This window comes from Nocardioides conyzicola, assembly GCF_039543825.1.
In the GTDB taxonomy this organism is placed as follows: Bacteria; Actinomycetota; Actinomycetes; order Propionibacteriales; family Nocardioidaceae; genus Nocardioides; species Nocardioides conyzicola.
Map to the genome: position 1 here is coordinate 458,899 of NZ_BAABKM010000005.1, position 14,056 is coordinate 472,954.

12 protein-coding genes and 1 riboswitch are annotated in these 14,056 nt (G+C 72.8%); of the genes, 4 read left to right on the forward strand and 8 right to left on the reverse strand.

The window, feature by feature from the left end:
• Positions 1-7: 7 nt before the first annotated feature.
• The 7 genes from ABEA34_RS23885 to ABEA34_RS23915 form a co-directional block, all read right to left on the reverse strand.
• On the reverse strand, positions 8-235 hold the full coding sequence (locus ABEA34_RS23885; protein ID WP_345524272.1) for a Flp family type IVb pilin: 228 nt from the start codon (positions 233-235) through the stop codon (positions 8-10).
• Between the two features lie 184 nt (positions 236-419).
• Positions 420-1,661, reverse strand: a complete 1,242-nt coding sequence (locus ABEA34_RS23890; RefSeq protein WP_345524273.1) for a M48 family metallopeptidase — start codon at positions 1,659-1,661, stop codon at positions 420-422.
• Positions 1,662-1,668: 7 nt separating this feature from the next.
• Positions 1,669-2,925 carry a hypothetical protein gene (locus ABEA34_RS23895; RefSeq protein ID WP_345524274.1) on the reverse strand — a complete coding sequence of 419 codons (1,257 nt, stop codon included), beginning with the start codon at positions 2,923-2,925 and terminating at the stop codon, positions 1,669-1,671.
• Positions 2,926-2,948: 23 nt separating this feature from the next.
• Positions 2,949-3,884 carry a C40 family peptidase gene (locus ABEA34_RS23900; protein ID WP_345524275.1) on the reverse strand — a complete coding sequence of 312 codons (936 nt, stop codon included), beginning with the start codon at positions 3,882-3,884 and terminating at the stop codon, positions 2,949-2,951.
• A 61-nt stretch (positions 3,885-3,945) separates the two neighbouring features.
• Positions 3,946-4,127: riboswitch (cyclic di-AMP (ydaO/yuaA leader) on the reverse strand.
• A 199-nt stretch (positions 4,128-4,326) separates the two neighbouring features.
• Complete coding sequence (locus ABEA34_RS23905; protein WP_345524276.1) at positions 4,327-4,533, reverse strand: hypothetical protein; 207 nt, start codon at positions 4,531-4,533, stop codon at positions 4,327-4,329.
• 52 nt (positions 4,534-4,585) lie between these two features.
• Positions 4,586-5,884: an NYN domain-containing protein gene (locus ABEA34_RS23910; RefSeq protein WP_345524277.1), complete on the reverse strand. Its 1,299-nt coding sequence runs from the start codon at positions 5,882-5,884 to the stop codon at positions 4,586-4,588.
• 11 nt (positions 5,885-5,895) lie between these two features.
• Positions 5,896-6,153 carry a hypothetical protein gene (locus tag ABEA34_RS23915; protein ID WP_345524278.1) on the reverse strand — a complete coding sequence of 86 codons (258 nt, stop codon included), beginning with the start codon at positions 6,151-6,153 and terminating at the stop codon, positions 5,896-5,898.
• Between the two features lie 96 nt (positions 6,154-6,249).
• On the opposite strand from ABEA34_RS23915, the gene ABEA34_RS23920 reads away from it, so the two are divergent.
• The 4 genes from ABEA34_RS23920 (at position 6,250) to ABEA34_RS23935 (ending at position 13,006) form a co-directional block, all read left to right on the forward strand.
• Entirely contained in the window at positions 6,250-8,028 is a 1,779-nt protein-coding gene (locus ABEA34_RS23920; protein ID WP_345524279.1) for a DEDD exonuclease domain-containing protein, read from the forward strand.
• A gap of 9 nt (positions 8,029-8,037) precedes the next feature.
• The gene (locus ABEA34_RS23925) at positions 8,038-8,316 is read left to right on the forward strand and encodes an Lrp/AsnC family transcriptional regulator (RefSeq protein ID WP_056148919.1); all 279 of its coding nucleotides are present in this window, start codon (positions 8,038-8,040) and stop codon (positions 8,314-8,316) included.
• A 3-nt stretch (positions 8,317-8,319) separates the two neighbouring features.
• On the forward strand, positions 8,320-8,934 hold the full coding sequence (locus ABEA34_RS23930; protein WP_345524281.1) for a hypothetical protein: 615 nt from the start codon (positions 8,320-8,322) through the stop codon (positions 8,932-8,934).
• Between the two features lie 136 nt (positions 8,935-9,070).
• Positions 9,071-13,006, forward strand: a complete 3,936-nt coding sequence (locus ABEA34_RS23935; protein ID WP_345524282.1) for a phage tail protein — start codon at positions 9,071-9,073, stop codon at positions 13,004-13,006.
• Positions 13,007-13,012: 6 nt separating this feature from the next.
• Here the strand turns inward: ABEA34_RS23935 and trpD are convergent, their stop codons facing one another.
• Positions 13,013-14,050, reverse strand: a complete 1,038-nt coding sequence (gene trpD / locus ABEA34_RS23940) for an anthranilate phosphoribosyltransferase (protein ID WP_345524283.1) — start codon at positions 14,048-14,050, stop codon at positions 13,013-13,015.
• Positions 14,051-14,056 lie beyond the last annotated feature (6 nt).

Sequence of the window (14,056 nt, forward strand, 5' to 3'; positions counted from 1 at the left end):
GGTTACGTCACTTGCTGCCGTTGTCCGCGCAGTCCGCGGTGCTGGTGGTGCCCTTGCCCTGGATCGTGGCGCAGGTGTCGTCGAAGGTCTTGCTGATCATGCCGCCGAAGAGGAAGACGACGGCCACGATGAGGGCCGCGATGCCGGCCACCAGCAGGCCGTACTCGACGGCGGAAGCGCCGGCCTCGTCACGGTCGACGCGGCGGGCCTGGAGGAGGTTGCGCAGGTGCTCCATGGTGTTTCCCTTCAAGTTCGCACCGGGCCGGTGGGGGTACCGGTTCTGCCGGTCCGGGGCTCGCCCCGATGAAGGGAATGCTCGTCCTCCCAGAGGTCGTGCGGGATCGGGTGATGGTCTCGACCGGAGTAGCCCGTTCGGGCCATGCGGCCCCGCCGAAGGTCCAACCGCTGGGCAGCCGCGCTCAGTAGTCCCGTTGGGCGAGCTGCCGGGCGATGGCGATCCGGGTCAGGTTGGTCGGGTGGGACCCGAACCACAGCTGCGAGAGCCACGGCGGCGTCGGGTCGCCGAGCGACCGGAGGGCGAGCTGCCGCTGCACGGCCTCGAAGGCGTCGGCGTCCCGGGTCGTCTCGAGCGCGTCGACGTCGGCCCGGGTCTCGATCTGGCGGCTGATCGCGTTCTGGATCGGCGAGGAGAGCAGGGAGCCGACCGCGAACAGCGCGAGCACGAGCGGCACGACGGCCGGCTCCCGCATCCGCGGTCGGCCGCCACCGGCGAGCGCGCCGACGACCAACGCCAGCAGGCCGACCCCGAAGACCGCACCGGCGGCGCCGATCAGCGAGCCGGTGAGCACGTCGTCGTGCTTGGCGTGCCCCAGCTCGTGGGCCACCACCGACAGCGCCTGGTCCTGGGGCACGTCGTTGACCAGGTTGTCGTAGAGCACGACCCGGCGGGTGCCGCCGAAGCCCGACACGTAGGCGTTGAGGGTCGTCGTACGCCGTGATGCGTCCGCGACCAGCACGTCGTCGACCGGGACGCCCTCGCGGTCGGCGAGGGCGAGGACCTGCGTGCGCAGGGGGCCGTCCGGCAGCGAGGTGAAGTTGTTGAAGATCGGCTCTACCAGCAGCGGGTAGACGAACGACCCGAGCAGCACCAGTGCGCCCATCAGCGCCGCCGCGACCGCGGGCCACGACCGCTCCCACCGCCGGGCACAGCCGATCAGCACGATCAGCAGGACCGACATCGCGACGATCTGCACCACCTCGGTGCGGACCAGGTCGGCCGCGAAGCCGCCCCAGCCCTGGTTGCTGAGCCCGTTGGCGAGCACGTGGCGTCGCATCAGCACGGCGAACGGCAGCGTGATGACGCGCCCGACGACCACGACCGCGGCGACCGCCAGCACGACGCGGACCCACCACCAGCCCGGCAGCCGGCCGACCAGCCGCCGGCCCCACCGGCTGAAGCCGAGGACGCAGGACACGACGAGCGAGACCGCCAGCGAGCTCCAGCTCCACACCCGCGCCCAGCGCGAGTAGTCCTCGGCGCGCGCGATCTGCTCGGCACTGAAGACCGACGACGCCGCCACCGGGTCGGGCGTCCCGCCGGGGACCGGGTGCCACGGCACCAGGAGGACGGCGAGGAGGACGAAGCAGAGGCCCCCGACGGCGGTGACGACCAGGGCGACGCGGCGGTCCGGGCTGCTCACTGCGTCATCACCGGGCCAAGCCTGCCAGGAGGGTCCGCCACTGCGCGGTCAGCTGCGCCACGGACACGCCCGCCTCGGCCTGCAGGGCGGCGCCGACGGGCTGGCCGCCGTCGACAGCCCGGTAGAACGCGACCAGCGCCGGCTCGCCGTACCGCTGGGCGATCAGCCGGCACGCGAGCCAGGCGCTCTCGTACGTCGCGCCCAGCTTCGGCGTTCGCGTCCCGAAGGCCGCGGCGTCCGGCAGGGTGCGGGGCGGACCGCTCTTGCGGACGGCGGCGATGATCTGGGCGGCCGAGCGGTCGACCGGCAGGTCGACGTCGCGCAGCGCGACGTAGTCGGCGAATCCCTCCAGCAGCCACAGCGGGGTGCGGCTGTCCCAGGCCCCGGCGGCCACGTGGGTGGCCTCGTGGCTCATCACCACCTGGGCACCGGTGTGTCGCAGGCTGCCGAAGACCTCGGGGTTGGCGAAGACGTGGACGGGTGCGTCCGGCGCCGTCGAGCCGTCCGCGGACGTCGTCACCGCGGCGATCTGGTCGTAGTCGCCCGGGTCCGCTCCCAGGGCCTGCTCGAGCGCCCTGGCCGAGGCCGGCACCTCGACGACCAGGCCGCGACGCCAGCCGGGCAGCACCTTGCGGACGACCGGCACGGCGGCCCGCGCCCGGGCGGCGTAGCGGTCGGCGTCCGCCGCGCTGCCCGCGACGAGCACCAGCGTGGACGACGTACGGCGGACCTCGACCGGGCCGGACAGCCAGACCGGCGACACCCGGTCGTCGCCGCCGAAGCCGGTCAGCGCGACCCGGTCGCCGTCGTCGACCAGCTGCGCCGAGATCTCGGCACGGGCCGAGACGGTGTCGAACCCGCGGAACCGCCAGGTCGCGTCGACCGCCGCGCTCCACGCGCCGTCCGAGGACGGGGCGCCGTCGTCGTCGACGTAGCGCAGCGAGAAGTCGACGACGTGGAGCGCCTGCGCGTTGGCCACCAGGGCGGCGAGCCGGTCGCCCGCGTCCGCGTCGTCGCCGGGCGCGAGCTCGCGGGCCGCGTCCCGGTCACCGTCGCGGACGGCGGTCTCGAGCTCGGCCAGGGTGGTGACGGCGAGCGTCGGCTCGACGCTCGCCCGCGCGGCGTGCGGCGCCGGCGCGACGTAGGTGTCGTCCCGGGTCAGCGACCAGGCCAGCAGGCCCGACGCGACCAGCAGGCACAGCGAAAGGCCGGCCACCCACCATCGGGGGCGACCGGCCTTCGCGCGCTGGTCGAGGCTGCTCACCTCGGCATTCTGACGGGTGACTCCTAGCCGGGTCGCACGGCGCCGACGTACGGCATCGCGTGCAGGCTGGTGACCTTGACGCCGGCGCTCGGGTTCTCGGCGTTCACGATCATGCCGTTGCCGATGTACATCCCGACGTGGCTGATCGGGCTGTAGTAGAAGACCAGGTCGCCCGGCTGCAGGTCGGCCTCGGCGATGTGCGGGCCGGTGCCGTACTGGGCGCTCGACGAGTGCGGGAGGCCGACGCCGGCCTGGGCCCACGCCATCATGGTCAGGCCCGAGCAGTCGAAGGCGTTGGGGCCGGCGGCGCCGTAGACGTAGGCCTTGCCGACCTGGGCCATCGCGTACTGGACGGCGGCGGCGGCGCGACCGGACGCGGGGACGTCGGACGGGACCCGGACGACGCCGCGCGAGAGCATCTCCTCGCGCTCCTTGTCCTTCAGGTCGCCGAGGACGGCCTTGGCCTCCGCCAGCTTCTTGTCGACGATCGCCTTCTCGTCGGCGAGCTTCTTCTCGGTCGCGGCGACCTCGGCGGCACGCTTCTGCGTGGCCGTCTGCCGGATCCCGAGCTCGTCGGCGGCGGTGGCGTACTTGTCGAACAGCTGCGACTGGAGGTCGTTGAAGGCCGACATCGTCGAGAGCTGTGCGAGGAAGGACTGCGGGTCGTCGGAGACGACGACCTGGCCGACGGTCGAGAGGGCCTCGCCCTCGTACTGGCGGATGATCGAGTCCTGGACCTGGCCGCGGACCTCGTCGAACGCGGCGTCCTGCCGGTCCTGGTCGGCCTGCAGCGAGTCCAGGTCGCCCTGGAGCTGACGCAGCTCGAGCTTGGCGTCGTTGTAGCGCTCCTGCGCCTGCTCGGCCTGGTGGTAGAGGTGGTCGACCCGCTTCTGGACGGTGTCGATGTCCGGGTCGGCCTGAGCGGGGCTGGACGGCATGAAGCCGACAGCGGCGATCATGGCGCAACCCGAGAGCATGGTGATGAGGCGCTTCCGGCTCTTCTGCACGAGCAGGAGTTCTCCCTTGTACGTCGTACGCCTACCGGGTGAGCTGACGGATTCGGGCACGACATTTGCCCTACCCCGCTCGGGTGCCGGCACGTGTGCCGCCGCCTTCGCGGGGATTCACCCCTGGCAGCGGGCTGGCCCGCCACCGATGGTTCCCCGGCTCCAGGCTCCCCGACAGGTCGGCGAGCCCGAACTCAGCGCGGTGGCCGCGCCGATCCGTGTGATCAGCGTCGTCGGCCACCTGAAGGGCCGAGGCTAGTCGGAGTCGGTCGAACCGACCAAACTTTCAACAGCCGGCGCGCCGTCTTTTTACGGTGAGTTTGTGCACGCCCCGTCCGAATCCAGACGCGCGACGTCACACACGTCACACCCGTCACAGCAGCACCAGAACCGGTCAGGCCGACTCCATGTGCGGCGGGTCGACCGAGCGGACCAGCCGCAGGGGCGGCACCAGGCCGCTCTCGGCCAGGACGTCGAGCGCGCGCTGCTCGTCGTCGTCGAAGGTGAGCTCGGGCGGTGGGCCGAGCAGCACGGTGACCACACAGTCGTGGCAGTGCAGCCCGCGCACCTCGCAGGTGTCGCAGTCGATTCTCGTGGTCATGCCTGGAACGGTGACAGGGACCACCGACAACGGCTCCGGCCGCGTGTCGCGCTCAGCGGGAGAGCAGGGCGAGGAGGGCGTCGGGGTCGACGACCCGGGCGCCGTCGCGGGCCACGTCGTCGGCGACCGCCCGGTCGGCGGTGACGACGAGGACGACCCGGCCGGTGGGTTCCACGGCGACCAGGTCGCGGATCACGTCGTCGGCGATCACGCCGCGCGGGCTGTAGAGCACGCGGACACCTCGCGGTGCCACCACCGGCGGCCGGTGGTCGGTCTCGGCGGCGTCGAAGACGACCGTCGTCTCCGCGCCGGTCCGGGCGACCAGCGCGGCCAGCCCGGCCGCGAGCCGGTTGCGCTGGGCCTCCAGCGACGAGCTCGGCCAGGCACGCTTGCTGACGTTGTAGCCGTCGACGACCAGGCGGGCGCGAGGCATCGCAAGGTACTGCTCCAGCAGCGCCGTGCTCGCGCCGCCCAGGGCACCGGCCGAGCTCGGGGTCCGCATGCCCGCCTCCGCGACGTCCGCCGCGACCCGGTCGGCGGGCACGCCGTCGACGGTCGGCAGCGCCAGCTCGCGGCGCAGACCGGTGGCCGCGTCGATCACGGTCTCGAGGAGCAGGCGGGCGCGCACCGACGCCTCGTCACGCTCCGTCCGCGCGTCGCGACGGGCCTGGACGCCGACGGCGTCGTACTCCTCCACCCGGCCGCGCAGCTGCCGGTTCTCCTTCTCGAGAGCGGCGACCCGGGTCTCGGCGTCGGCCCTCGCCTGGGCGAGCTCCGCCTCGACCCGCTCGGCGAGCGCCCGCGCCTCCCGCTCGGCGGACCGGGCTTCGCCCAGGCGGCGCCGCAGGCCCGCGTGCTCGGCCTGGTGCTCGGTGCGGAGCGTCTCCTCCCGGGTCTGCTGGGCCGCGCGCAGCTCGCGCACCGTCTGCTCGGCGTCGGAGAGGCGCTTGCGCAGCCGCTCCAGCTCACGGTCCCGCCCGTCGCCGGCTGCGGCCGCCTCCTCGATCCGGGCGAGCCGCGCGGCGACGACCTCCGTCCACCCCTCGGGCCGGGTCAGCCACAGGCGCGCGGTCACCGCGACGTCGTCGGCGTCGTCGGGCTCGGCGCGGCCCGCGACCTGGACGGCGATCCGCTCCCGCACCTCGTCGTCGGCCAGCGCCTCGGTGATGGCGCTCGCGCCGAGGCGCGCCCGGCGGGCGGGGGCGAACGACGCCACCCGGCGTACGGCGGGAGGCAGCGTGGGCACGTCGGGCAGCACGTCGGAGACCTGGGCGACGATGCGGGTGCGGACCGGCTCGGGGAGCCCTGCCAGGGACAGGGGGCCAAGCACGGGAGGCTCGGGGGCGGACATGGCGTGCTCCGTCAGCTCGCCTCGGGGTCGACGCCCGCGGGCTCGTACCGGGCCACGAGCTCGATCGCGTCCGAGCGGCCGCACCAGCGGCAGGTCACCTGCTCGACCGACTCGGCGCGCAGCTCGGTCTCCTCCACACGGTGCTCGCCGGCGAGGTCGAAGTGCCAGAACTCGGTCGTACGCCGGCTGCGGGTGACGTCGAAGCGGGTGAGGTTGCCGCAGCCGGCGCAACGCCAGCGCTGCCCGTCGTCGGGGATGGTCGTCGCCATCGCTCCTCCTCGACCCGTCGTTCGTCGGCCCCACCCTACGGCTGGGGTCCGCGCGGCGCCGCCGGATTGTCGGTGGCCGCCTCTAGCGTCGACGACATGAGTGGTGGGGAGGTCCGGGGCTGGGAGGCACAGCGCAGCTTCGACGAGCTCGGGCGCCCGCTGCGCGACATCACCTTCTGCGTCGTCGACCTCGAGACCACCGGCGGCTCGGCCGAGGGCGGGTCGATGATCACCGAGATCGGCGCGGTCAAGGTGCGCGGCGGAGAGGTGCTCGGCGAGTTCCAGACCCTGGTCAACCCGCGCACGGACATCCCGGCGTTCATCGCCGTGCTCACCGGCATCACCAACGGCATGGTCGCCGACGCGCCGCCCATCGAGTCGGCGCTGCCCGCGTTCCTCGAGTTCGCCACCGGCTGCGTGCTGGTCGCGCACAACGCGCCGTTCGACATCGGTTTCCTGCGCCACTTCACCGAGCTCCAGGGCCGACCCTGGCCGACCTTCGAGGTGCTCGACACCGCCAAGCTGGCGCGGCGCGTGATCACCCGCGACGACGCGCCCAACTGCAAGCTCTCGTCGCTCGCCAAGGCGTTCAACTCGCCGACGACGCCCAACCACCGGGCGCTCGACGACGCCCGGGCCACCGTGCACGTGCTCCACGGCCTGATGGAGCGGCTCGGCGGCGTCGGGGTGCACACCCTGGAGGAGCTGCAGACGTTCTCGTCGCGGGTCACCAGCGCCCAGCGGCGCAAGCGGCACCTCGCCGAGGGGCTCCCCCACGCCCCCGGCGTCTACCTCTTCCGCGACGAGAAGGCCCGGGTCCTCTACATCGGGACGTCGCGCGACCTGCGCAGCCGGGTCCGCTCCTACTTCACCTCGTCCGAGACCCGCTCCCGGATGGGCGAGATGGTCGGCATCGCCAGCGTCGTCGACGGCATCGAGTGCGCGACCGCGCTCGAGGCCGAGGTCCGCGAGCTCCGCCTGATCGCCGAGCACAAGCCGCGCTACAACCGGCGGTCCCGGTTCCCGGAGCGGGTGCACTTCATCAAGCTGACCCGCGAGGCGTGGCCGCGCCTGTCGCTGGTGCGCAAGGTGCTCGACGACGACGCCGACTACCTGGGCCCGTTCTCGTCCAAGAAGGTCGCGGAGAAGTGCCTGGCCGCCCTGCACGACACGTTCCCGATCCGCCAGTGCTCCGACCGGATCGCACGCGATCCGGGCACCGGCCACTCGGCCTGCGTGCTGGCCGAGATGGGCCGGTGCCTGTCGCCCTGCGACGGCAGCGTCGACGCGACGACGTACGCCGCCGTGGTCGGCCAGCTCCGCGACACGCTGCTGCGCCGACCCGACGAGGTGGTCGACGCGATCAACGCCCGGATGGCCACGCTCGCCGACGACGAGCGCTTCGAGGAGGCGGGCCACCACCGCGACCGGCTGTCCGCGTTCGTGCGCGCCGCGGCGCGGACCCAGCGGCTCTCCGCGCTGACCCGGTGTCCCGAGGTGATCGCCACCCACCGCAACGACGCGGGACGGTGGGAGGTCCACGTCGTGCGCCACGGCCGGCTCGCGGCCGCCGGGGTGATCCCGTCCGGGGCCGACGCCGTCGCCTACGTCGCCACCCTGCGTGCGTCGGCCGAGACGGTCCGCTCCGGCCCCGGACCGGTGCCCGCCGCGACCGCTGAGGAGACCGAGAAGATCCTGCGCTGGCTCGAGTCACCGGGCATCCGGCTGGTCGACGTCGACGGCGAGTGGACCTGTCCGGTCGCCGGGGCGACCCGGCACCTGGCCGTGCACGACGCGGTCAACCAGTCCCGGCTGTCGCTGGTCCCCTTCAACGACCGTCGCGGCCTCACGACCGTGCACCAGCCCGCGCGATAGGTTCGGGTCATGATCACCGCCATCGTCTTCGTCAAGGCCGACGTCGCCCGCATCCCGGAGGTCGCCGAGGCGATCGCGGCGCTCGACGGGATCAGCGAGGTCTACTCGGTGACCGGGCAGATCGACCTGATCGCCCTGGTCCGCGTCCGCGACCACGACGACGTCGCGTCGGTGGTGGCCGACAAGCTCAACAAGGTGCCCGGCGTTCAGGCGACCGAGACGCACATCGCGTTCCGGGCCTACTCCAAGCACGACCTCGAGTCGGCGTTCTCGCTCGGCCTGGACTAGCCGGTGCCCTGGCTCGAGGCCATCGGCTGGGCCGGCAGCGCGCTGCTGGTCTTCTCGCTGCTGCAGGCGCGGGTCCTGCGGTTCCGGACCCTGAACACCGTCGGGTGCGCGGTGCTGATCTTCTTCAACGCGATGCTCGGCGTCTGGCCCATGGTCGCGATGAACATCGTGCTCGCGGCGATCAACGTCGTGTTCATCGTGCGGTTGCTGCGCGATCGCCACGACGAGGCCGCCTTCGAGGTGCTCCAGGTCGGCGTCGACGACGACTACCTGCAGCACGTGCTGCGGGTCCACGCCGACGACATCGCGCGCTTCCAGCCCGACTTCACCTGGACCGATGCCACCCCCGGGCGCGACCTGGCCTTCATCGTCGTCAGGGGCGACGAGACCGTGGGGGTGGTGGCAGTACGGCGTGACGGCGACATCGCCCGGGTCCGCCTCGACTACGTCACCCCGCGCTACCGCGACTTCACGCCCGGGGAGTTCGTGTGGCGGCGCAGCGGCCTGCTCAACGGCCTCGGCTTCCGCCACGTGATGACGCCTTCGGGCATGGTCGGCGCCTACTACGACCGGGTGGGCTTCACCCGCAACGGCCGCGAGTTCGTGCTCGACCTCTGACCTCGCCTCTTCCGGGTCGGCCAAACGGCCAGATCCCGTGGTCGGCGCGGGTCATCTTCGGCCTCCGACGGGCTCCGTCGGCCGCCGCGCTTCTACGCTCGGTCGACCTTCGACCGGTGGAAGCTGGAGGAACGTCGTGCTCGCTCGAGGAGTGCACGCCCGGGTCGCGCCCGTCATGGCCGGCCTGCTGGTCCTGGCCGCCCTGACCGTGGCGGGCCCTCCTGCGGCGGCCGCGCCCGCGGCACCCAGCGGGCTGACGCCGAGCGACACCACCGTCAGCGGAGTGCCGGTGCTGACCTGGGACCGGACGCCGGGCGCCACGTCGTACGACGTGCAGGTCGCGGGCTCGTCGTCCTTCTCGACCCTGCTCTGGTCGCAGTCGGGCACGGCCAACCACCAGGCCGTGCCCACGACCCAGCTGCCGGCGGGCGAGCTCTGGTGGCGGGTCAGGTCCCGCGACTCCACCGGTGCCGGTGACTGGTCCGGCGCCGCCTTCACCCGCAGCGGCGTCGCCGCGCCTGCCGTGACCGGCCCGGCCGACGGGGTCGAGCTCGCACAGCCCACCCAGCCGCCGGTGCTCTCGTGGGCGCCGGTCGCTGGGGTCGGCAGCTACACCGTCGAGATCAGTCCCGACGACGGCTTCATCGACCCGACCCGCATCATCACCTCGACGACCAAGGGCACCTCGCTCGTCCTGACCCAGCTGCAGATCCCCGGGACGTACTACTGGCGGGTGCGCGGCCAGCTCGCGGCCGGCTTCGCCACGGAGTGGTCCGACCCGCGGTCCTACCGGGTCTTGGGCCTCGACAAGCCTGGTCTGGTGGCGCCGGTCGACGACGTCGAGCAGAACATCGAAGAGGTGGTGCTCGACTGGACCCCCGTCGCGGGTGCCCGGTCGTACGACGTACAGGTCAGCACCGACGTCAACTTCCAGAGCATCACCACCGTCAAGGTCGGGGTGCTCGGCACGCGCTGGTCACCGCCGATCACGCTCAACAACGACCAGTACTACTGGCGGGTGCGCCCCGTGGACGCAGCCGGCAACAAGCTCGACTGGTCCGCGGTGTCGGTCTGGAAGTTCCGGCGCGCCTGGCCGGACCAGCCGGCGCTGGAGTATCCCGCAGACGGTGACACCGTCGGCGACCCGTTCTACTACCAGTGGACCCCGATCGCGCTCGCCAGCGAGTACGAGGTCCAGGTCAGCGAGAGCCCGACGTTCCCCGATGGCGAGACGTCGAGCTGCTCGACGATCCACACCACTCTCGCGCCCGCCGGGAGCGCCTGCATGCCGGGGGCCATCGGCACCTACTACTGGCGGGTGAAGGCGATCGACGCGCCGGCGATGGTCGTGACCGACACGATCCTGTCCGACACGCAGGTGTTCACGTATCTCCCCGGCATGCCGGTCCTGACCGGACCTGCTCCCGACGCGACAGTGCAGATCCCGACCCTGACCTGGGACCCGGTCGCGCTCGCGTCGACCTACAAGGTCACGGTCACCAACGTCGCGACGGGGTCGGCCGTTGTCACGGACACGACCTCCGCCACCTCCTACACCCCGAGGCAGGTGCTGACGCCTGCGACGTACCGGTGGCAGGTGCAGGCAGTCAGCGGCGACGGTCGGCCCGGCACCTCCGTCCTGCCCAACAGCCAGCGCCGCTTTGTCGTCGAGGCAGCTCCGAGCGCACGTGCCCCCACTCCAGAGCCCTTGGACAGCGGCGGGACCTTCGACCGGTTCCCCACCCTGCGCTGGACACCGGTCGCGGGTGCCGACTCCTACGTCGTCCGCATCAGGCGGGCGGACGGAGTGGCCTGGGCAAGGATCGCCGACACGTTCCACTACTCCGAGGGCGACGACCGGGGAACGACCTTCCTGACACCCGGCTCCTACACGTGGTACGTGGAGGCCGCGAACGGCTCGGCGCCGGTGTCGGAGAGCGTCGGCCGCGGGACGTTCACCATCCGTCAACTGCCGGCCACCATCCGCTATCGCGCGGCGATCACCGGCAACGCGATCACCGGTGCCGGCGGCTCCGCGCTCGACTCGTGCGATGCGACTCTCCCGGCCGAGTGCCAGAACCTGCGCCAGACGCCGACGCTTTCCTGGGCACCCGACGTGCGGGTCGGCGCCTACCGGCTCTACATCTCACGAGACAGCGAGATGACCAACCTGGTGCCCGGGTACAACGGCATCCCGGTCTACGACACGATGTGGACGAGCCCCAAGGCGCTCCCCGACAGCCAGGCCGGGTCGGCATACTTCTGGGAGGTCGTGCCGTGCGTCACCGCCAACTTCTGCGGGTCGCTGAGCCATGCGGACCATGCGTTCAACAAGATGAGCAACCAGGTCGAGCCGCTCTCACCCGCACCAACCGCCCTCGTCACGGACGACGTGACCCTCACCTGGCGGGACTTTCTCTCGACCGAGCAGAGCGCGTCGGCCAGTGACACGTCGCTCACCACCCGAGCCCGCACGGAGGCGCGGACGTACGTCGTCCAGGTCGCGACCGACGCCAACTTCCAGGCGCTGGTCGACACAGCGGAGGTCGACCAGACGACCTACACCTCCGCCGCGACGACCTACCCCGAGGGTCCGCTGTACTGGCGGGTGCAGGCCATGGACGGCTCGAGAACCGCGCTCCCGTGGAGCCAGGCGAGATCGTTCACCAAGCTGTCCCCCACGCCGACGCCCATCGCTCCTGCCGACGGCGCATCGGTGCCAGGTGACACTCCGTTGAGCTGGCACCCGCTGGACTTCGCGGCGTCGTACGACGTCGAGGTCTACAAGGGCGACGATCGCATCGGCAACGCGGGCAACCGGGTCCTCACGGCCAGCTCGCAGCAGGTCGTCTATGCACCGACGACTCCGCTCGCGGCCACGGCGACGCCGTACACCTGGCGCGTACGACGCGTGGACGCATCCGGTCGCAAGGGCGGCTGGAGCGCGCTGCGGCCGTTCGTGGTGACCGGCCCGGCGCCGACGCTCACCAGTCCCTCGGCCGACGCCGACGTGCCGCCCTCCGACGCGCTCTTCACCTGGGACGCCGAGGCGGCCGCGACGACGTACCGCTTCGAGCGCCGCCGACCGGCGACGTCCGACGTCGCCGAGACGGTGACCACCGCGGCCACCGCCTGGGCGCCGACCAAGGCACTGCCGAGCGGCTCCTGGGAGTGGCGGATCACCTCCCTGGACGTCAACGGCGCGGCGCTGGGGTGGTCGGCCTGGCGCCCGTTCGCGGTGCACGACACCCCGCTCGCGACCACCCCGGTCGGGGTCCAGGGATCCGGCGGCGTGGGCACCGCGATGACGGTCGTCCCGCCCGTCTGGGACATGCCCGGCGTCGTGACCACCTACCAGTGGCTGCGCGACGGCAGCGCGATCGCGGGCGCCACCGGTGCCGTCTACGAGCTCACGACCGCCGACTACGCGCGCAAGGTCAGCGTGCGCGCGGCCGGCGTACGACCCGGCTACCTGACCGGTACGTCGACCAGCGTCCCGGTCGTCGTCACTCCCGGGGTCCCCCTGGTGGCGACGGCACCGCCGGTGATCTCGGGGACCGTCAAGGTCGGGCAGTCGCTGCAGACCACCACCGGGACCTGGCCGGGGACGCCTCGGCTCTCCTACGCATGGCTGCGTGACGGCCAGGCGGTCGCCGGCGCCACCGGCCCGACCTACCGGGTGGCCCCCACCGACGCCGGCCACCGCCTCGCGGTGCGGGTCACGGCAACGAGCGCCGGGTACGCGCCCGGGTCCGAGTCGAGCGGCGCCCGCGCCGTACCCAGGCTGACCTCGAAGGTGATCGCCACGACCGCACCCCGGGTGGGCGCCCGTCAACGGGCGACGGTGGCCGTCACGATCACGGTCCCGCTCACGACCGCGGTCGGGAGGGTCAGCGTCCTCGAGGGGCGGCGGACGTTGGTGACCAGGACGGTCGGCGCCACGGCGCACGGCCAACTCACGGTCCGGCTGCCCCGGCTGAGCAAGGGCCGGCACGTGCTGACGGTCCGCTACCTCGGCACCCCCGAGATCGCCCCGTCGGCGCCGCGCACGGTGCGGTTGCGGGTCGGCTGAGCCCGGTCAGGCCGCGGAGGCGGCGACCCAGCGCTCGAGCGTCGCCCTCGCCGCACCGGAGTCGATGGCGTCGGTCGCCTTGGCGAGTCCGGTGGTCAGCGCCTCCATCGGCTCACCGGCCGGGTCGTCGTGCACGGCGAGCGCCGCGGCGGCGTTGAGGAGCACGGCGTCGCGCACGGCGCCGGTCTCGCCGTCGAGGAGCCGTCGTACGACGTCAGCGTTGAAGGCGGCGTCGCCACCGCGCAGAGCCTCGGTGGTGCCGGGCGCCAGGCCCAGGGCGATGGGGTCGACCGTGGACTCGGTGACCTCGCCCCCGTGCACGCGCCAGACCCGCGAGGTGGTGGTCGTGGTCAGCTCGTCCAGCCCGTCGTCGCCGCGGAAGACCCAGGCGTCGACGCCGCGGCCGGCGAACACGCCGGCCATCACCGGCGCCTGCCGCGCGTCGGCGCAGCCGATCGCCTGGGCGCCCGCGCGGGCCGGGTTGGTGAGCGGGCCGAGCAGGTTGAAGGTGGTGCCGATGCCAAGCTCGCGCCGGGCGACCGCCGCGTGCCGCATCGCCGGGTGGAAGGTGGCCGCGAAGCAGAACGTGATGCCGGCCTCCTCGGCCACCGCCGCGACCCGGTCGGGCGCCAGGTCGAGCCGGATGCCGAGCTGCTCGAGCACGTCGGCCGAGCCGGACTTCGACGAGGCGGAGCGGTTGCCGTGCTTGACGACCCGCGCGCCCGCGCCGGCCGCCACGATCGCGGCCATCGTCGAGATGTTGACCGACATCGAGCGGTCGCCACCGGTGCCCACCACATCGAGCAGACGCCCCGGGATCGAGAGCGGCGTCGCGACGGCGTACATCGCCTCGACCAGGCCGAGGACCTCGTCGATGGTCTCGCCCTTGGCCCGCAGGGCCACGGCGAAGCCGGCGATCTGTGCGGGCGAGGCCTCGCCGGAGAGCAGCTCACCCATGGCCCAGGCGGTCTGCGGCGCGTCGAGGTCGGTGCCGGCGACCAGGGCGCCGAGGACCTCGGGCCAGCTCGACCCCTGTCCGCTCACGTCCCG